Raw genomic sequence first — 18,197 nt, forward strand, 5'->3', positions numbered from 1 at the left:
CCATGGATAGTCTGAAGCCAAAACCGGACACCAACCACCTATTGAGCGATTTGCAATCGATCCGCGACCTGCTGGACGAAGACTCGCTGCCACCCCTGCTCACCGAAGCCCTCGACGCCGACGACATCCCGCTGCTCTCGGAGATCGTTCCCGGCGATGAAGAAGCGGAAGATGAAGCCGAGCTGCTTCCGGCCGCCCTGCCGCCGCGTCTGGAGCGGAACTTGCGTGCCGAGGCCCAGTCGATCCTGCAAGAGGTCGTCGACGATTTCGTGCCGCAGATCGAAGCCGAGCTGAAACGCCGCCTCGAAGCCCGCCTGAGCCTCCTGCTCGTCACCCGCAAGCCGTAGCACGCAGGCCTTGCTGCCACTCGCCTGTATTCCTGTATTTACAGAAACCCAGCTCGCCGTAAATACATGAAACCATGAACAAGTATTTACATTTATACTCCCCGGTCTTTCCCAGATTAGCCGTCTTACAAGGGTTTCCTCCGCATGGACAAGACCTACCAGCCGCACGCCATTGAATCCCGTTGGTACGCCGAATGGGAGTCGAAGAACTACTTCGCCCCGCAGGGCAGCGGCGAACCCTACACCATCATGATCCCGCCGCCGAACGTCACCGGCAGCCTGCACATGGGCCACGGCTTCAACAACGCGATCATGGACGCGCTGATCCGCTTCCGCCGCATGCAGGGCCGCAACACCCTGTGGCAACCGGGTACCGACCACGCCGGCATCGCCACTCAGATGGTGGTGGAGCGCCAACTGGCGGCCCAGGGCCTCGACCGCCACGCGCTCGGCCGCGAGAAGTTCCTCGACAAGGTCTGGGAATGGAAGGAACAGTCCGGCGGCACCATCACCCGGCAGATTCGCCGCCTCGGCAGCTCGGTGGACTGGTCGCGGGAACGCTTCACCATGGACGAGGGCCTTTCCGAAGCGGTCAAGGAAGCCTTCGTCCGCCTCCACGAGGATGGCCTGATCTACCGCGGCAAGCGCCTGGTCAACTGGGACACCAAGCTGCACACCGCGATCTCCGACTTGGAAGTGGAGAACCATGACGAAAAGGGCCACCTCTGGCACCTGCGCTACCCGCTGGCCGACGACGCCCGCACCGCCGAGGGCAAGGACTACCTGGTGGTCGCTACTACCCGCCCGGAAACCATGCTGGGCGACGCCGCCGTCGCCGTGCACCCGGAAGACGAGCGCTACCGGGACCTGATCGGCCGCCACGTACTGCTGCCGCTGGTCAACCGCCTGATCCCGATCGTCGCCGACGAGTACGTCGACCGCGAATTCGGCACCGGCTGCGTGAAGATCACCCCGGCCCACGACTTCAACGACTATGAGGTCGGCAAGCGCCACCACTTGCCGCTGATCAACATCTTCGACAGGAACGCCGGCGTCCTAGCCCAGGCCCAGGTGTTCGACATCGATGGCACGCCGAACATCCGCGTCGACCCCAGCCTGCCGGACGGCTACGCCGGCATGGACCGCTTCGACGCGCGCAAGGCCATCGTCGCCGATTTCGAGGGCATGGGCCTTCTCGAGAAGATCGACGACCACGCGCTGAAGGTGCCGCGCGGCGACCGTTCCGGGACCATCATCGAACCCTGGCTGACCGATCAGTGGTATGTCTCCACCAAGCCGCTGGCCGAGAAGGCCATCGCCGCCGTCGAGGACGGCTCCATCCAGTTCGTACCCAGGCAGTACGAGAACATGTACTTCTCCTGGATGCGCGATATCCAGGACTGGTGCATCAGCCGTCAGCTCTGGTGGGGCCACCGCATCCCGGCCTGGTACGACGAGGCCGGCAACGCCTACGTCGGCCGCGACGAGGCGGAAGTGCGCAGCAAGTACGCGATCCGCAACAACGAGCCGCTGCGCCAGGACGAAGACGTGCTGGACACCTGGTTCAGCTCCGGCCTGTGGACCTTCTCCACCCTCGGCTGGCCACAGCAGACCGAGTTCCTCAAGACCTTCCACCCTACCGACGTGCTGGTCACCGGCTTCGACATCATCTTCTTCTGGGTCGCCCGGATGATCATGCTGTCCCTACACCTGACCGGGCAGAGCCCCTTCAAGACTGTCTACGTCCATGGCCTGGTACGCGACAGCCAGGGTCACAAGATGTCCAAATCCAAGGGTAACGTGCTCGACCCGCTGGATATCGTCGACGGCATCGACCTGGAAAGCCTGGTGGCCAAGCGCACCAGCGGCATGATGCAACCCAAGCTCGCCGAGAAGATCGCCAAGCAGACCCGCGCCGAATTCCCCGAGGGCATCGCCAGCTACGGCACCGACGCGCTGCGTTTCACCTTCTGCTCGCTGGCCTCCACCGGCCGCGACATCAAGTTCGACATGGGCCGGGTCGAGGGCTACCGCAACTTCTGCAACAAGCTGTGGAACGCCGCCAACTTCGTCTTCGAGAACACCGAGGGCAAAGACTGCGGCGCCGCCGACGAACCCGTCGAGCTGTCCTCGGTGGACCGCTGGATCGTCTCGGCGCTGCAGCGCACCGAGCAGGAAGTGACCCGCCAGCTCGACGCCTTCCGCTTCGATCTCGCCGCCCAAGCGCTCTACGAGTTCATCTGGGACCAGTACTGCGCCTGGTACCTGGAGCTGGTCAAGCCGGTGCTCTGGGACGAGACGGCACCAGAAACCCGCCAGCGCGGCACCCGGCGTACCCTAGTGCGGGTACTGGAAACCGCCCTGCGCCTGGCGCACCCCTTCATGCCCTTCATCAGCGAGGAAATCTGGCAGCGTCTCGCGCCGCTGGCCGGCAAGTCCGGCCCGACCCTGATGCTGCAACCCTGGCCGCTGGCCGACGAGGCGCGCATCGACGCGGCCGCCGAGGAGGACATCGAGTGGGTCAAGGCGCTGATGCTCGGCGTACGGCAGATCCGCGGCGAAATGAACATCTCCATGGCCAGGCGCATCGACGTGGCGCTGAACAACGCGTCGAACAGCGACCGGCGGCGCCTCGAAGAAAACCGGCCACTGCTGACGAAACTGGCCAAGCTGGAATCCATCCGTGTGCTCGAGGCCGGCGAGGAAGCGCCGCTGGCCGCCACCGCACTGGTCGGCGAGATGCAGGTACTGGTGCCGATGGCCGGGCTGATCGACAAGGACGCCGAACTGGCCCGTCTGGACAAGGAGATCCAGCGCCTGGAAGGCGAGGTCAAGCGTGTCGGCGGCAAGCTGGACAACGCCAGTTTCGTCGACAAGGCCCCGGCCGAGGTGATCGCCAAGGAGCGTACCAGACTGAACGAGGCCGAACAGGCCTTGAGCAAGTTAGGCGAACAGCGCGCGCGTATCGCCAACCTCTAAGGCACCCGACCGGCACGCGAGGGCGTGCCGGCTCTCGACGAGGCCGTCCGCCGGTCAATCCCGGCGGACGGCCTTTTTCATTCGTACGGCCCGCCCGCGCCCAAAAAGCCGGCGAGACGCGGCTCGAAGCGGACGATGAGACCGGAATCCAGTCGATCCCGACCGTGCCGTTTCGCGTAACAGCCCTCCCAGAAGCGTGCATGCTTCACATTCTGGCAAACCGCCACAAATAGATATCAAATAGCCATCATATAGAATGACGCATCTATCCTGTGGCATGGCATCATCCCCGCAGGACTCGCGATGGCTGCACCAAGCCAATCCCGTCGCAGGACTGCCAGGCCACGCCCGGTTCGTGCCTGCGCGCTATTTCCTAGCGCGCCGCACGACGGGACTCCTCCCGTCGACCGATGCCAATTGCAGACAAGAATGAAGCAGCCGCCATCCTTCCCCCAGTCGTCCGCCGAACAGTTGGAACTGCTCGCCGTTCTCGAACACGCCATGGCCATCGCCGAATTCGCGCCGAACGGCCGCGTTCTGCGCGTCAACGACAAGTACCGGCAGATCTTCGGCTACAGCGAGCAATACATTGGCCAGCGCCGTCACCAGCAACTCTGCGCGCCCGACCCGGCCAACCGGCACGATTTCGACGATCTGTGGGCCGGACTGGAAATGGGCCGCCCGGCGAACGGCCGCTACCCCTACACAAGCGCCAACGGCCGGTGTCTGTGGCTGGAGTCGACCTACGTCCCCATTCGCGACGACGACGGACGCCTGAAGCGCATCGTCCAAATCGCCATCGACGTCAGCGTTCAGACCGAACGCGAGGAGGTCGCATGGCAGCGTTGTCGCCAACTGATGCTAGAGCGCGAAGAAAGTTACGACCGGATTCGCCAACTGGCCTTCTACGACCCCCTCACTGACCTGCCCAATCGAGGCCTGCTGCTGATCCAGGCCGACCAGGCGATCGCTCGGGCCAGGTGCGAGCGCACGACTTTGAACGTCCTGTTCTTCGACCTGGACCGTTTCAAGCGGATCAACGACACCCTCGGCCATCCGGCCGGCGACATCATGCTGCGCACCATCGCCGAGCGCCTGCGCAGCGAAGTGCGGGCTACCGACATCGTCGGCCGCCTGGCCGGCGACGAATTCGTCGTGGTGCTCGCCGACTACGATCTCCGGCAGACGACCGAAACCATCCAGCGCATCCAGAAGCAGTTGTCGGCGTCCTGCCAGATCGCTGGAACGACCCTCGCCCCCTCGGCCAGCATCGGCATCAGTTGCTTTCCCGACGACGGCGAAGACATGAAAACCCTGCTGTACTGCGCCGACCTCGCCATGTATCAGGCCAAAAGCAAAGGAGGCGGCCAGTTCAGTTTTTTCAGCGCGGAGATGAACCGTCAGGTTCAGGAGCGCCGGATGCTCGAGATGGACCTGCGCGAGGCGCTGCGGCGGCAACAGTTGCGGCTCCACTACCAGCCGCAGATCGACCTCAACAGCGGCCGGCTATGCGGCATCGAAGCCCTGGCCCGCTGGTTCCACCCGCAACTCGGCGACATTCCGCCGAGCCGCTTCGTTCCGCTGGCGGAGGAATGCGGGCTGGCCGGCGAGCTGGATCGCTGGGCGCTGGAGGAGGCCTGCCGGCAACTCGCCGCCTGGCGCGAGGCCGGACTCGAACCGGTGACGGTCTCGGTGAATTTGTCGCCGCTCAGCATCCACGACACCGAACTGCCCACTCGGATCGCCGACATCCTGCGCCGCCATGCCCTGGCGCCGGCCGCTTTGAACCTGGAAATCACCCAGGAGGCACTGCTCGGCAGCAACCCCGGCTCGCTGAACACCCTGCGTGCCGTACAGGCTATGGGCATCGGCCTGACCGTCGACAACTTCGGTACCGGCCAGTCCTGTCTCGGTTACCTGCGCCACCTGCCGATCCGCGCCCTGAAACTGGACCGCAGCTTCGTCCGCGACCTGGAGCACGACGAGGCCACCCGCGCCCTGAGCGAGGTGGCCATGCACATCGGCGACAGCCTACGCATCGCTGTGTTCGCCGAGGGAGTGGAAAACGAGGAACAACGCCGGCTGCTCACCAACCGGGGCTATCAGGTGGTCCAGGGCTTCCTGCTCTCGCAGCCGTTGTCCGCCGATCAGTTGTCGCCGTGGCTGGCAAGGCGCTGGCCTGACCGATAGCGATGTCGAGCACCGGGCAGCGCGCCGCCCCGAGTTGTGGGATAATCCGTCGCCCAGCTTCCCGCCAGCCCTCCGCGATGCCGAGTACACCCCATTCCTCCATGCCGCCAGCGCAAGGTCCGAGCCCGCTGCATCCACGCAACCGCCACCGGGGCCGCTACGACTTCCCCGCGCTGATCCGCCGCTATCCGGCGCTGGCCGCCTTCGTCATCCTCAACCCCTACGGCAAGCGAAGCATCGACTTCGCCGATCCCGAGGCGGTGAAGGCCCTCAACCGCGCCCTGCTCGCCGAGCACTACGGCATTCACCAGTGGGACATCCCACCCGGCTACCTGTGCCCGCCGATCCCCGGCCGCGCCGACTACCTGCACGGCCTGGCCGACCTCCTGGCCACCGAGCACAGCGGCATCATCCCACGCGGCGCCGCGCTGCGGGTGCTGGACATCGGCGTAGGCGCCAACTGCATCTACCCCCTGATCGGCCACCGCGAATACGGCTGGCGCTTTCTCGGCGCCGACATCGACCCGATCGCGCTGGCCTCGGCCGAGGCCATCGTCCGTGCCAACCCGGGTCTGGCCGCAGCCATCCGGCTGCGCCGCCAGAACGACCCCGCGCACATCTTCCAGGGCCTGCTACGAAGCGATGAACGCTTCGACCTGAGCCTCTGCAACCCACCCTTTCACGCTTCGCCGGAAGAGGCCGTCCGCGGCAGCCGGCGCAAGTGGCGCAACCTCGGCAAGCTCGACCCCGGACGCAAGCTGCCGCTGCTGAACTTCGGCGGCCAGGGCGCCGAACTCTGCTGCCCCGGCGGCGAAGCCGCCTTCGTCGCCCGGATGATCGCAGAAAGCGCGCAGTTCGCCGGACAGGTGTGCTGGTTCAGCAGCCTGATCTCCAAGGCCGCCAACCTGCCCGCCGCCCGGACCGCGCTGCAGCGGGCCGGAGCCCGCGAAGTGCGTGTCGTGCCCATGGCCCAGGGGCAGAAGCAGAGCCGCTTCGTCGCCTGGACCTTCCTCGACGACGCTGCCCGGCGCCACTGGCGGGAAGAACGCAGGAAAACTCCGCGCAGGGAAACCGCCCGGGATTGAGGCCCGCTCGACCGGCACGCGACACCAACCGCATCCGGCGAGCGGAAACACCCCGCCCTCACGCCTTGCGAGCGCTCATGCCCTCCATCGGCTCATCGTCGTGCAGGGCGAACCGATAGCGGCGACAACCGGGACCGCACAGGCGCAGGTCGTAGCCGAAGAGACGCAGCAGGTAGATCGAGCCGAACGCCCGGTAACCCAGGCGGAAGCAGGATTTGAGCGAGTCGCCGTTGGTCGATTCGACATAGGAAACGATCCCTTTCGCACCCTCCTCCCGATAGCACTGCAATGCCCGGTTCATGCCAATGGCGTGCAATCGCCGCCCTCGATAACGAGGATCGGTCAGCCCCTTGTACATGTAGACATACTCCGGATCGAAACCGAGCAGCAGGTCCGGCGGGTCGATGCGGGTCGGCAGACGCGAGTACCAGCCGTAGGCGGCCAGCGTCTCGCCGTCGAGAATCGCATAGCAACGATCGCCCTTAGCCAGGGCCTCGTCGAGAAAAGCGTCATCCAGCCCGCTACGTGGATCGCCGACGAAGTGACGCAGTCGCTTCTCGTCAAGAAAGCCCGGCGTGTAGCCGGCCGGACAGTCGAGGAACGCCGGATCGACCTCGAGCAGCAGAATACCGCGCAGGATCTTGAACAACGCCAGGCAATTAATGGTTTTCACCAGCAGCAAGTGAAGGCTGTGGGCGGGACCCAACTGCTGCATTCTGCGCCATGTCCGAGCGACATGGTCATGCCGTTGCAAGCTTTCCATGATGGCCTCATCGTGCTTCGAAATGTTGAAGGCACAACTCAAGGGCTGAAAAGACTGCGAACTCGTCAACCTGACAGCTTGTTTGCGAACTGCGGCGATCGGCCTCCGAGTACCCGAGTACCAATCTCCATCAACTCTAGCTGCGGCCCTGGAAAAACGGACATACATACACACATATAGAAGAGCACCTCCCGCTGGCCCGCACGACCGTGCCCGGCGCGGCACAAATCCTCTCCAGGCCGACGCGCCCATGACGAGCACGCACCGAAACGCCTGCCCCTGGTCCGCTGGACTCTAAAAAACGGTTACGTTTGCGCGCTTAGCGACGCCGGGGCTCTGCCGTAACATGGCGCACTTCTCCTCATTCATCGGTCGCACATGGACCACACTTGCAGTCAGCCGTCCCACCGGCCCGGAGCCTACTTCCCGGCCGAGCCGGCATCGTTCACTCTGCTCCTGCCCGCGTCCCCCGCGCCGCTACCGGAAGACCGCAGGCTCCTTTTCCCCCGCATCCGAACGCAAAAGGAAACCGCTCATGGAATGGCTGGCTGACCCCACGGCCTGGCTGGGTCTTCTGACCCTGATCGTGCTGGAGATCGTGCTCGGCATCGACAACCTGGTATTCATCGCCATCCTCGCCGACAAGCTGCCGCCCGAGCAGCGCGACCGCGCGCGGATCATCGGCCTGTCGCTGGCGCTGTTCATGCGCCTAGGTCTGTTGGCCAGCATCTCCTGGCTGGTGAGCCTGACCGAGCCGCTGCTCTCGCTACTCGGCAAGAGCTTTTCCGGGCGCGACCTAATCATGCTGTTCGGCGGCCTGTTCCTGCTGTTCAAGGCCACCATGGAACTGCACGAACGTCTCGAAGGCCATACCCATATCCAGTCCGGCAGCCGGACCTACGCCCGCTTCTGGCCGGTGGTGGCGCAGATCGTCGTGCTCGACGCGGTGTTCTCCCTGGACGCGGTGATCACCGCCGTCGGCATGGTCGACCAGTTGCAGGTGATGATGCTCGCCGTGGTGATCTCCATCGGCCTGATGATCGTCGCTAGCAAGCCGCTGACCGCCTTCGTCAACGCCCACCCCACGGTGATCATGCTGTGCCTGGGCTTTTTGCTGATGATCGGCCTCAGCCTCACCGCGGAAGGCCTCGGCTTCCACATTCCCAAGGGCTACCTGTACGCGGCGATCGGCTTCTCGATCCTCATCGAGCTGTTCAACCAGTTGGCCCGCTGGCGTCGCAAGAAACAGTTGCAGGGTCGGCACACGCTGCGCGAGCGCACCGCCCACGCGGTGCTGCGCCTGCTCGGCGGGCAGCGGCTGGAGGCCGAGGAGATCGGCGAGGAGATCGCCGACATGCTCGGCGGCGACGAGGCCGGCACCGCGCTCTTCGGCCGCCGCGAACGGGTGATGATCAGCGGCGTGCTGCACCTGGCCGAACGGCCCATCGCCAGCGCAATGACCGACCGCATGCAGGTCGACCACATCGCCCTCGACGCCGACGAGGCGCAGATCCGCCAACGTCTGCTCGACTCGCCCCACTCGCGGCTGGTGGTGGCGCGTAGCGCCGCCATCGACGAGCCCCTGGGCTACGTGCACAAGAAGGAACTGCTGCGCCTGCTGCTGCAGGACGAGCACCCGGACATCGAGCGGCTGGTACGCCAGCCGCTCAATTTGCCGGATGGCTGCTCGGTGCTCAACGCCCTCGAACAGATGCGCCAAGCCTCGACCCATGTGGCGTTCGTGGTCAACGAATTCGGCCATTTCGAGGGCCTGCTGACCCTCACCGATATTCTCGAGGCAATCGCCGGTGAACTGCCGGACGCCAGCGAGATGCAGGGACCGGACGTGATCGAGCGCGAAGGGGCCTACGAGGTCAGCGGCGCCATCAGCCTGACGCGGCTCGGTCGACGCCTAGGCCTCCAGGCCCAGGCCACCGACGACTACCAGACCCTAGCGGGGCTAGCCATGAGTCTGCTCGACCGCCTGCCGGCAGCCGGCGACGAACTCACCTATCGCGGTTGGCGGCTACGGGTCAGCGAAGTGAAGGAGCGGCGGATCACCCGCATGCTGCTGCAGCCGCCCCGGACCTGACCGGTCAGCGCCGATTGCCGCGCCGGCGCCGCTCGAGCCAACTGTCGTTGGCGTACGCCCACAGCCGGCGGTCCTGCAGTTCGGCGGTGCGAATGTAGCGCGGCGCGCCGCCGACCTCCTCTAGCTCGGTCATTCCCGCCAGTTCGTCGACCACGCGATAGCGTTTGCCGACCCGCTTGTCCTCAAGGGGATAGAGTTGGGCGATCTGTTCGACGAGTTCGGTCAGGGTGGACATACCACGGGGCTCCGCTTTGCGATGGCAGCTATTTACAGAAGATTGGTTACCATTTCGCGACAGAGCGACCGCCGCACGCCGCTGGCGCGACGAACCGGTCCGCCCCGCCGATTCGCGGGAGCGGGCCGGCTGCGAGCATATTCCGCGCCATCTTGCAGGGGCCGACTCAGGACAGGGCGAAGCGCCTTTCCAGGGTGCTGTAGCCCATCCCCACGCCCTTGCTCACCCTGAGCTGCACCGGGATACGCTCCTTGAGCGCTTCGACGTGGCTGATCACGCCGATGGTCTTGCCGTTGGCGTTGAGGCTGTTCAAGGCGTCCAGGGCCACCTCTAGGGTCTCGCCGTCGAGGGTACCGAAGCCCTCGTCAAGAAACAGCGAGTCGATACTGGTCTTGTGACTGATCAGGTCGGACAGCGCCAAGGCCAGGGCCAGACTGACCAGGAAGCTCTCGCCGCCGGACAGGGTGCGGGTGTCGCGGGTCGCGTCGCCCTGCCAGGTGTCGACGACCTCCAGCTCCAGTTCGCCGTCGGAGCGCCGCGCCAGTTGATAACGGCCGTGTAGACGCGCCAGTTGGCGGTTGGCCAGCCAGACCAGATGGTCGAGGGTCAGGCCCTGGGCGAACTTGCGGTACTTGGCGCCGTCGGCCGAGCCGATCAACCCATTGAGGTGCTGCCAGAGATCGTACTCGGCCCGGTAGCGCTCGATCTCCGTGAACAGCGCTTGCCGGCCCTGCCGGCGCTCGTCGTCGGCGGACAGCGTGGCGCGGATCGCCCCCTGCTCCTCGGCCAGGCTGCGCAGCCGCCCGGCCAGTTCCTGCGCCTGTCGCTCCAGTTCCTCGCCGCTGGCCGTGGTCGGGGGTTCGGCCAGCAAGCCGGCCAACCGCCTCTCGGCGGCGGCGAGCAAGGCCAGGGCTTCGGTCCGCGCCCGTTCCAGGCGCGCCTTGAGGTCGTGCAGGGCGGCACGCTGGGCATCGTCGAGCAGCGCCGCGCAAAATGCCGCCTCGTCGGCGAACGGACTTTGCGCCAATTGCGCCCGCCAATGCGCGCCGCAGGCCTCCAGATGGCGCTGCTGCTGGCGCACCTGCTCTTCCAGTGACAGCAGGCGCCCGTCCAGTTCGTTGGCCCGGCGCCGAGCAGCGTCCAGTCCGGCTTCCGCCCCGGCGAGGGCGTCCTCGGCATCGACGCATTCGGCCGGGGCGGCCCGCCCGGCTTCGCCCAGTTCGCTCCAGCGTCCTTGCCAGAGCGCCGCCTGCTTCTCGGCGGCCTCGACCAGGGCGTTCTGCTCCAGCCGCTCGCGCTCCAGTTGCTGCAGACGGTTCTGCCGCCGCTGCCAGTCTTGCCACTCGCCCTGCCGCCGCGCGAGCCACGCCGCGCCGTCGTCCGGCAGCGGATGGCCGAAGGCGGCCAGTTCCTCGGCCAGGGCCTGCTCGCCACGACTCAACTGCTCCCTGCACTGACGCAAACGTTCGTCCAGCTCCTGCGACCGGCTGCGACCGGCGAGCTGGCGCTCTTTGAGCAACCGCATCTGCTGGCCATCCTGCTCGCAAGCGCGCTCCATCCGCTGGCGCGCCTCGGCGGATTGCGCCACGGCCTGCCGGCTGAGTTCGAGCTGTTGCAGACGCCCTTCGAATGCCGCCAGCCGCTCGTCCAGCGCTTCCCGGATAGCCGCCAGATCGACTGGCTCCGTGCCCAGCTCCGCACACAGTTGCCGCCACTGTTCGCGCTGCCGGCGTAACTCGTCCTCGTCCTGTTCGCGGCGCTGGCGCAGCGCCCCGAGTTCGGCGTCGAGCACGGCCAACGCGTCCCGTGCCGCCTCGCCTTCGCAAAGTAGCGCCTTTAGCTCCACCTCGGCGGCCTGCAAGTCCCGTTCGCCGGCGGAAGGGTCCAGCGCCCGGTAGATGTCGACGGCCGGATGCTCGCGGGAGCCGCACAGCGGGCAGGGCTCGCCCGGCTGCAACTGGCTCCGCTGGGCTTCCAGATCGAGAATGCGTTGCTCCTGCTCCAACAGTTTTTTCTTCGCCGCGACCAGCGCCTGCAAATCCTTGTAACGCTGGCGCAGCAGTTCGAGACGCGCCTGCTGCTCGCCATGCCGCCGCCGACCGTCGGCTAGTTCGGCGTCAATGGCAGCCAGACGCGCTTCGCCGCTGCCGCGCTGGTGGGCGTTTTGCTCCAGTTGCTGCAGCAGGTTGCGGCTGAACTGCGCCTGCCGCCAATGTTCGCGCAGCGCGCTTTCGGACTCGCCCTGCAGCAGCGTGTCCAGACTCTCGCGGGCCTGGCTTTCCGCCGCGCGGGCGCTGTCCAACTCGGCCTGCCGGCACCGCAGATGCTCCTGTGCCTGCCGCTGCCTTTCGCCCAGCTCGGCGAGCGCGGCCTGTTCGTTTCGCTGCCGGTCCTGGAGCGCGGCGATCTCCTCCCGCCACTGCCGGTGGCATTCGAATCGTTCGCGCCAAGCGCCGAGGCGCTCGCCCAGCTCGGCATGCCGTGGCTGTTCGGCCAATTGCTCGGCCAGTTGCCGGTGCTGCGAGTGCAACCGCCGGGCCTGCTCCTGCGCCGCCACGGCGATCCGCCGGGCGAATTGGCCGGCCTGCCACAGATGCAGGCCGACCGCTTCGCCGGCCTGGCGCCGCTCGGCACGGATCTGCGTCAGATTGCGCTCGCCCTGCTCCAGTTGCTGGCACGCCTGCTGCCAGTCCCGATGGGCCGGCAGCAAAGCGGCGGCCGGCTCGCCGGCCGTCAGCCGGGCCAGTTGCGGCGCGGCCTCGGCCAACGCCAAGCCGGCTCGTCGACTCGCCTCCTTTGCCTCCCGGCAGCGCAGTTCCGCCTGCTCCAGCTCCGCGCGCCACTGGCGCCAAGCCTGCAGCTCAGCCTGGCGCGCCAGCAACGGCGCCTCCTCGGCGGCCAGGACAGCGGCCCGCTCCTCCAAAGCCCGGCGCTCTCCGTCGTCCAGAAGCTCGACCCCGGCGGCCCGCTCCTGCAGCCGTTCGAGGGACGTCTTCGCCTCGCGGGCATGTTCGAATACCCGCTGGGAGATCCGCCCGTAGATATCGGTGCCGGTAAGCTGCTCCAGAAGTTCGGCGCGGCTCTTCGCATCGGCCTCGAGAAAGGCGGCGAAACCGCCTTGGGCGAGCAGCATGGAGCGGGTGAAGCGCGCGAAGTCGAGGCCGGTGAGCGCCTCGATCCGCGCCAGCTTGTCGCCGACCTTGTCGGCGAGGATGCTGCCGTCCGCCGCGGCCAGCTCGACCCTGGGTATCTGCAGCGCGCCGTCGGCCCGGTCGCGAGCGCGCCGCTGGCTCCAGAAGGCTCGGTAGCCCCGGCCCTTCACCTCGAACTCCACCTCGGCCAGGCACTCGGCGGTGTGCCGGGTCATCAGCTCGTTGGACTCCTTGGATAAACGGTCCATGCGCGGCGTGCGGTGATAGAGAGCCAGGCAGATGGCGTCGAGCAGGGTGGTCTTGCCGGCGCCGGTCGGCCCGGTGATGGCGAACAGGCCGTTGTCCCTGAACGGCGCTTCGCGAAAATCGATCTTCCACTCGCCCTTCAGCGAATTGAGGTTCTTCAGGCGCAGGCTGAGGATCTTCACGCCCGCTCCTCGCGCAGTTCGTCGAGCACCTGGCGGTGCAGGCCGCGCAGGCGCCCGGCCAGCGCCTCGTCCAGTGCCGCGCTGGCCAGGCGCTGTTCGAACACTTCCTCGGGGCTCAGTTCGTCGAGGGTTTCCCGTGCCTCGCGGCACAGGCGGGCGACTGCGTCGCCGCGCTCGCGGCGGATGCGCAGCACCTCCACCGGCAGCCCCGCACAGAGGGCGGCGACGCGCGCCGGCAGGTCGGGCAGGTGCTCGTCGGCGACGACCCGGACCTCCAACCACGCCGGACGCTCGGCGCTGCCCTCGGCGGCTGCCTCGACGACGGCGCCGGCCAGTTCGGCGAGGCTGCCGCGCAGCGTGAGCAGCGGCTGAAAACGGGGCACCGGCAGCGGCGTCACCGCTTCGAGGCCGTCCTCGCCCAGGTCGACCAGCAACACCTCCTTGCGCTGGCGCGCCTCGTCGAAGGACAGCGGGATCGGCGAGCCGCTGTAGCGGATGTGCTCCAGCCCGGCGACTCGCTGCGGGCGATGGATATGGCCGAGGGCGACATAGGCCGCCGGCGGGAAGGCATCGATCGGGAAGGCCTCCAGGCTGCCGACATAGATCTCCCGCACCGATTCGCTGGCACTGGCGCCGACGGTGGTCAAATGCCCCGTGGCGACGATCGGCAGGGCGCCGCCCAGCTCGCGGCGACGCGCCTCGGCGAGGGCGAACAGCGCCCGGTAGTGTTCGCGGATCGCCACCTGCAGCGCCTGCAGCTTGGCGTCCGCGCTCTGCCCGGCCTCGCTTTTCAGCACGTCGCGCGGACGGATGAAGGGGATGGCGCAGAGCAACGCGCCCGGCGCACCGTCGCGCCGCGGCAACAACAGGAGCTGCTCGGCCGGGTCCGCCGCCACGCCCGGAATCACCCAGGTGTCTAGGCAGGCCAGAAGACCGCGCGACTCGCCGAGCATGGCCACCGAATCGTGGTTGCCACCGAGCACTACCAGACGGGCACCGGTCGCGCGCAGCGCGACGATGAAGCGGTTGTATTGCTCGCGGGCATAACTGGGCGGCGCGCCGCTGTCGAACAGGTCGCCGGCGACGATCAGCGCGTCGACCGCGTGCTCGCGCACCCGCTCGACGAGCCAATCGCAGAAGGCCCGGTGCTCGGCCTGACGAGTCTTGCCCATGAAGTGCTGGCCGAGGTGCCAGTCGGAGGTGTGCAGGAGGCGCATGGAGGTCCGTCGTCCGAAAGAAGGCGGCGAACCTTGGCACCTCCGCACCCCGGCTGGCAAGCCCGTGGGTGTCTGCCGGAATCAGCCGGCCATGCGTCGCAGGGTGTCGTCGTCCTTGACCAAATGATGGAACAGCGCGGCGCCGACATGCCCGAGGATCAGCGCCAGCAACAGCCAGGAGAGCGGCGCATGCAGGCTGCCCAGAGCCGCGAGCCAGCCGGTTTCCAGCCCGCTCTTGGCGACCAGTTGGACGCCGAAGACCTTCAGACCGTAACCCTTGCCGAGCATCAGCAGCAGGCCGCTGAGCGGCATCAGCAGCATGCTGGCGTACAGCAGAAAGTGGCCGCCCTTGACCAGCAGCGCGCCGGGCCCCTGGTGCGGCGGCCGCCGGTGCCGCTGGCCCAGGGCCCAGAGCACGCGCAACACGACCAGCACCAACAGCAACGCGCCGATGGAAATGTGCCAGGGGACTAGGGTCCGGCCTACCCAGTGCTCGCCGTCGGCGATCCGGTCGCCCAGCTTGAGGAACTGCCAGAGAATCAGGACGGCCATGGACCAGTGCAGGAGCCGGGTGATGGCGCCGTAACGGCTCTTCGAATCGAACATTTTTTCGCTCCTCAATCCTTTCCCTCGCCGGGCGCGATCCCGGCTTCGTCGTCGCGCCAGACGAAATCCAGCGTTTCGCCACCGGCCATTCGCTGCAGGTGCTCGGCGACCACCTGGCGGAAGAACGAGGCCTGTTCGGCGTCGCTCGCCTGCAGGCGCACATCCAGCAGCCCGTCGCTTGCCCGCAGCAGGCAGTGGCCCAGGGCGAGCTGGATCTCGCCCTGCCGCTCGTCGAAGCTGACCGGATACTTGTGCGCCCAGTGCTTGCACAGGCGTCGGATCAGGCGGGACGGGTCTTGCGTGGCGATGTGCACGGATGAAACGGACATGGCGGCACTCCTTGGCATGTCGGCCGGGCAAGCCGGCCAGTGGATGAATATCAGGCGATGCTTTCGACGATCCCGCCCTCCACCCGCAGCGCCGCGCCGGTGGTGGCGCTGGCCTGCGGCGAGGCGGCATAGACGCAGAGGTTGGCGACCTCCGCCGGCTCGGCGAAGCGCCGCAGCAGGCTCGACGACCGGTGGCGCTGGATGAACAGCCGCTCCATCTCCTCCGGGCTGACACCTTCCTGGCGGGCCATCTCGCCGATGAAGGCGATCACCCCCTCGGTGCGGGTCGGCCCCGGCAGTATGCTGTTGACCGTCACCCCGCTGCCGGCCAGCACCTTGGCCAGGCCGCGCGAGACGCCCTGCAGCGCCGTCTTGCTGACCCCATAGTGAACCATCTCGGCGGGGATGTTCAGCGCCGACTCGCTGGAGATGAACTGGATGCGCCCCCAGCCGCGGGCCTGCATGCCTCTGGCGTAATGCCGCGACAGGCGGATGCCGCTAAGCACGTTGACCTGGAAGATCTCTTCCCATTCCTCATCGCCGATCTCGAAAAACTCCCGTGCAGCGTAGATGCCGAGGTTGTTGACCAGGATGTCGGCCTTTGGCTCGGCGGCGATCAGCGCCTGGCAACCGGCGGCCGTCCCCAGGTCGCAGGCCAGCCCGCGGGCCATGGCACCGCCTTTGGTATCGCGCAACTGCGCCAGGGCCTCGTCGACCCTGGCCTGCTCGCGGCCGTTGACGATGACGGTGGCGCCGGCCTCGGCCAGCCCGCGCGCGATGGCCAGGCCGATGCCGCCGGTGGAGCCGGTGACCAGGGCGATCTTGCCGGAAAGATCGATGAGCATGCGAATCTCCTTGAATTATCGATGGTTCAGTCGAAACGGAAAGCGGACAGGGTGGTTTCCATCACCCGGTCGGAGAACACCCGCCGGCCGTGCCCCTCGGCCGCCGCGCCGGCGACCGTCATGAGCGGCAGCAGGTGTTCCTCGGCGCGCGGCGGATGGCACAGCCGCGCCGCCGGCGCCGCGTCCCAGCATGCCAGACGCGCCGCGCGCTCGGCGGGTCCGGCCTCGACCGTGGCGGTCAACCACTGGTCGAACTCGTCGGACACCGGCGCGAAGCGCGGGTCGCCGTAGCCGCGCATGTTGTGGAAGCTCATGCCGCTGCCGACGATCAGCACGCCCTCCTCGCGCAACGGCGCCAGCGCGCGGCCGGCGTCGAAATGCGCCTGGGGGTCGAGATCCCGGCGCAGCGACAATTGCACCACCGGGATGTCGGCGGCGGGAAATATCAGCTTCAGCGGAATGAACATGCCGTGATCGAAGCCACGTTGCGCATCCTGCCGGCAGGGCAGATCGGCCGCGCCGAGCAGACCGGCGACTTCCGCGGCCAGCGCCGGATCGCCGAGCGCGGGATAACGCAGCTCGTAGGTGTGCGGCGGAAAGCCGTAGTAATCGTAGATCAGCTCCGGCTGACGGCCGGTGCCGACGGCGAACTCCGCTTCCAGCCAGTGCGCCGAGACCATCAGGATCGCCCGCGGCGGCCGCGCCAGCGTGCCGGCGATGCCGCGCAGGAAGGCGGCCATGGCGTTCCAGGCATCCGGCGGACTCCAGTCCATGAAAAAACAGGGGCCGGCCCCATGGGGCACGAACAGGGTCGGCTGGATGGTTTCGCGGGCGAACATGGGCAGACTCCATCGACGGCGGATGCAGGGAGTATGGACCTGTGCCTGGCAACGGATAATCTGCCAGTCCCCAGCAGCAGTTCTCACCGACAGCAAAAAATCCCCATGCTCGACCGCATCACCGGCATGCGCGTCTTCATCCACGCCGCCAGCCTGTCCGCCGCCGCCCGTCAACTGGAGATGTCGCCAGCCATGGCGACCAAGCACTTGGACGCCCTGGAACGGCGTCTCGGCCTCAAGCTGTTCCAGCGCAGCACTCGGCGCCTGGTCCTCACCGACGCCGGCAACCAGTACCTGGACACCTGCCAGCGCCTTTTCGGCGAACTCGACGAGGCCGAGGCGGCGCTGCTCTCGCAGCGGGTCGAGGCCAGCGGCCTGCTGCGCATGAACGTGCCGCCGAGCTTCGGCAACCGCTTCATCGCTCCGCTGCTGCCGGCCTTCGCCCGCCGTCATCCGGCGGTACGCATCGAACTGGGCCTGACCGACAGCCAGGTCGACCTCATCGAGGACCGCTGGAACCTGGCCGTGCGCATCGGCCGGCTCGCCGACTCGCCGGGCGGCTTCCCGCGTCCCGAACCGAGCGGCTTTCCCCTGACCCCAAAAGCCGATAGCCACTACCGCAGCGGCCTGCCCTACCTGCAACGCTTTTTGCCGTTTCGCATCGCCTCGGTGGTCGACCGCTACATCGTGCTGCCGATCCCCTCCCTGGCCATCCTGCTGCCGCTCGGCAAACCCGTCTCGCCGCTCTACGAATGGCGCATGCGCGCGAGGACCTACAAATGGTGCAGGCATCTGCACGAGATCGACGCGCGCATCCACGACGGCAGCATCCGCGGCCACGAGGCGGAGGAAATCGCCAGCCTCCAAGAGATGGAAAAGCGCCTCGGCCGGGTCGAGCTGCCGCTGTCCTATTCCTACAAGCTGTACAGCCTGCATCTGCATATGCGCTACATGATCGAACGGCCGCGCGGGCTCGCTGGCGAACAGCAGCCACCCTGGGAAACGCCTCGCGCCGATTAGCCTGCCATCCAAGAGTCTTGCGCACTGTCCCTCCGGCCGGGTTATATGCACGCACCGTCTTCGGATACTG

General features: G+C 67.1%; 14 protein-coding genes. 6 read left to right on the top strand and 8 right to left on the bottom strand.

All coding sequences use genetic code 11. From position 1 onward, the window contains the following. Nucleotides 1-2: 2 nt before the first annotated feature. The 4 genes from ACGI6K_RS16810 to rlmF all read left to right on the top strand — a co-directional run bounded on the left by ACGI6K_RS16810 (nucleotide 3) and on the right by rlmF (nucleotide 6,601). Entirely contained in the window at nucleotides 3-347 is a 345-nt protein-coding gene (locus ACGI6K_RS16810; protein ID WP_376948230.1) for a DNA polymerase III subunit chi, read from the top strand. A 144-nt stretch (nucleotides 348-491) separates the two neighbouring features. After that, nucleotides 492-3,326: a valine--tRNA ligase gene (locus ACGI6K_RS16815; RefSeq protein WP_376948229.1), complete on the top strand. Its 2,835-nt coding sequence runs from the start codon at nucleotides 492-494 to the stop codon at nucleotides 3,324-3,326. A 429-nt stretch (nucleotides 3,327-3,755) separates the two neighbouring features. Beyond that, the gene (locus tag ACGI6K_RS16820; protein ID WP_376948228.1) at nucleotides 3,756-5,516 is read left to right on the top strand and encodes a putative bifunctional diguanylate cyclase/phosphodiesterase; all 1,761 of its coding nucleotides are present in this window, start codon (nucleotides 3,756-3,758) and stop codon (nucleotides 5,514-5,516) included. A 77-nt stretch (nucleotides 5,517-5,593) separates the two neighbouring features. Beyond that, the gene (gene rlmF / locus ACGI6K_RS16825) at nucleotides 5,594-6,601 is read left to right on the top strand and encodes a 23S rRNA (adenine(1618)-N(6))-methyltransferase RlmF (RefSeq protein WP_376948227.1); all 1,008 of its coding nucleotides are present in this window, start codon (nucleotides 5,594-5,596) and stop codon (nucleotides 6,599-6,601) included. A 58-nt stretch (nucleotides 6,602-6,659) separates the two neighbouring features. On the opposite strand, the gene ACGI6K_RS16830 is transcribed toward rlmF, so the two are convergent. Next, nucleotides 6,660-7,364 (bottom strand): GNAT family N-acetyltransferase, encoded by a 705-nt coding sequence (locus ACGI6K_RS16830; RefSeq protein WP_376948226.1) that lies wholly within the window; start codon nucleotides 7,362-7,364, stop codon nucleotides 6,660-6,662. A 535-nt stretch (nucleotides 7,365-7,899) separates the two neighbouring features. On the opposite strand from ACGI6K_RS16830, the gene ACGI6K_RS16835 reads away from it, so the two are divergent. After that, a complete protein-coding gene (locus ACGI6K_RS16835) occupies nucleotides 7,900-9,456 on the top strand; it encodes a TerC family protein (protein ID WP_376948225.1) in 1,557 nt (518 codons plus the stop codon). Between the two features lie 4 nt (nucleotides 9,457-9,460). Here ACGI6K_RS16835 and ACGI6K_RS16840 read toward each other — a convergent pair whose 3' ends face one another. From ACGI6K_RS16840 to ACGI6K_RS16870, 7 genes are all read right to left on the bottom strand, one after another. Next, nucleotides 9,461-9,691: a hypothetical protein gene (locus ACGI6K_RS16840; RefSeq protein ID WP_376948224.1), complete on the bottom strand. Its 231-nt coding sequence runs from the start codon at nucleotides 9,689-9,691 to the stop codon at nucleotides 9,461-9,463. 166 nt (nucleotides 9,692-9,857) lie between these two features. Next, complete coding sequence (locus ACGI6K_RS16845; protein WP_376948223.1) at nucleotides 9,858-13,271, bottom strand: AAA family ATPase; 3,414 nt, start codon at nucleotides 13,269-13,271, stop codon at nucleotides 9,858-9,860. Continuing rightward, nucleotides 13,268-14,488 (bottom strand): exonuclease subunit SbcD, encoded by a 1,221-nt coding sequence (sbcD, locus tag ACGI6K_RS16850; protein WP_376948222.1) that lies wholly within the window; start codon nucleotides 14,486-14,488, stop codon nucleotides 13,268-13,270. The genes ACGI6K_RS16845 and sbcD overlap by 4 nt, the downstream gene beginning before the upstream one ends. Before the next feature lie 81 nt (nucleotides 14,489-14,569). Beyond that, the gene (locus ACGI6K_RS16855) at nucleotides 14,570-15,094 is read right to left on the bottom strand and encodes a cytochrome b (RefSeq protein ID WP_376948221.1); all 525 of its coding nucleotides are present in this window, start codon (nucleotides 15,092-15,094) and stop codon (nucleotides 14,570-14,572) included. Between the two features lie 11 nt (nucleotides 15,095-15,105). Further along, nucleotides 15,106-15,423 (bottom strand): DUF2218 domain-containing protein, encoded by a 318-nt coding sequence (locus ACGI6K_RS16860; RefSeq protein ID WP_376948220.1) that lies wholly within the window; start codon nucleotides 15,421-15,423, stop codon nucleotides 15,106-15,108. A 50-nt stretch (nucleotides 15,424-15,473) separates the two neighbouring features. Continuing rightward, on the bottom strand, nucleotides 15,474-16,268 hold the full coding sequence (locus ACGI6K_RS16865; protein WP_376948219.1) for an SDR family NAD(P)-dependent oxidoreductase: 795 nt from the start codon (nucleotides 16,266-16,268) through the stop codon (nucleotides 15,474-15,476). A gap of 26 nt (nucleotides 16,269-16,294) precedes the next feature. Next, nucleotides 16,295-17,107: a DODA-type extradiol aromatic ring-opening family dioxygenase gene (locus ACGI6K_RS16870; protein WP_376948218.1), complete on the bottom strand. Its 813-nt coding sequence runs from the start codon at nucleotides 17,105-17,107 to the stop codon at nucleotides 16,295-16,297. Nucleotides 17,108-17,212: 105 nt separating this feature from the next. Here ACGI6K_RS16870 and ACGI6K_RS16875 point away from each other — a divergent pair, with 105 nt between their 5' ends. Beyond that, the gene (locus tag ACGI6K_RS16875) at nucleotides 17,213-18,127 is read left to right on the top strand and encodes a LysR family transcriptional regulator (RefSeq protein WP_376948217.1); all 915 of its coding nucleotides are present in this window, start codon (nucleotides 17,213-17,215) and stop codon (nucleotides 18,125-18,127) included. The last annotated feature ends 70 nt before the right edge of the window (nucleotides 18,128-18,197 follow it).

The organism is Azorhizophilus paspali (assembly GCF_043587585.2).
Classification (GTDB): domain Bacteria; phylum Pseudomonadota; class Gammaproteobacteria; order Pseudomonadales; family Pseudomonadaceae; genus Azotobacter; species Azotobacter paspali.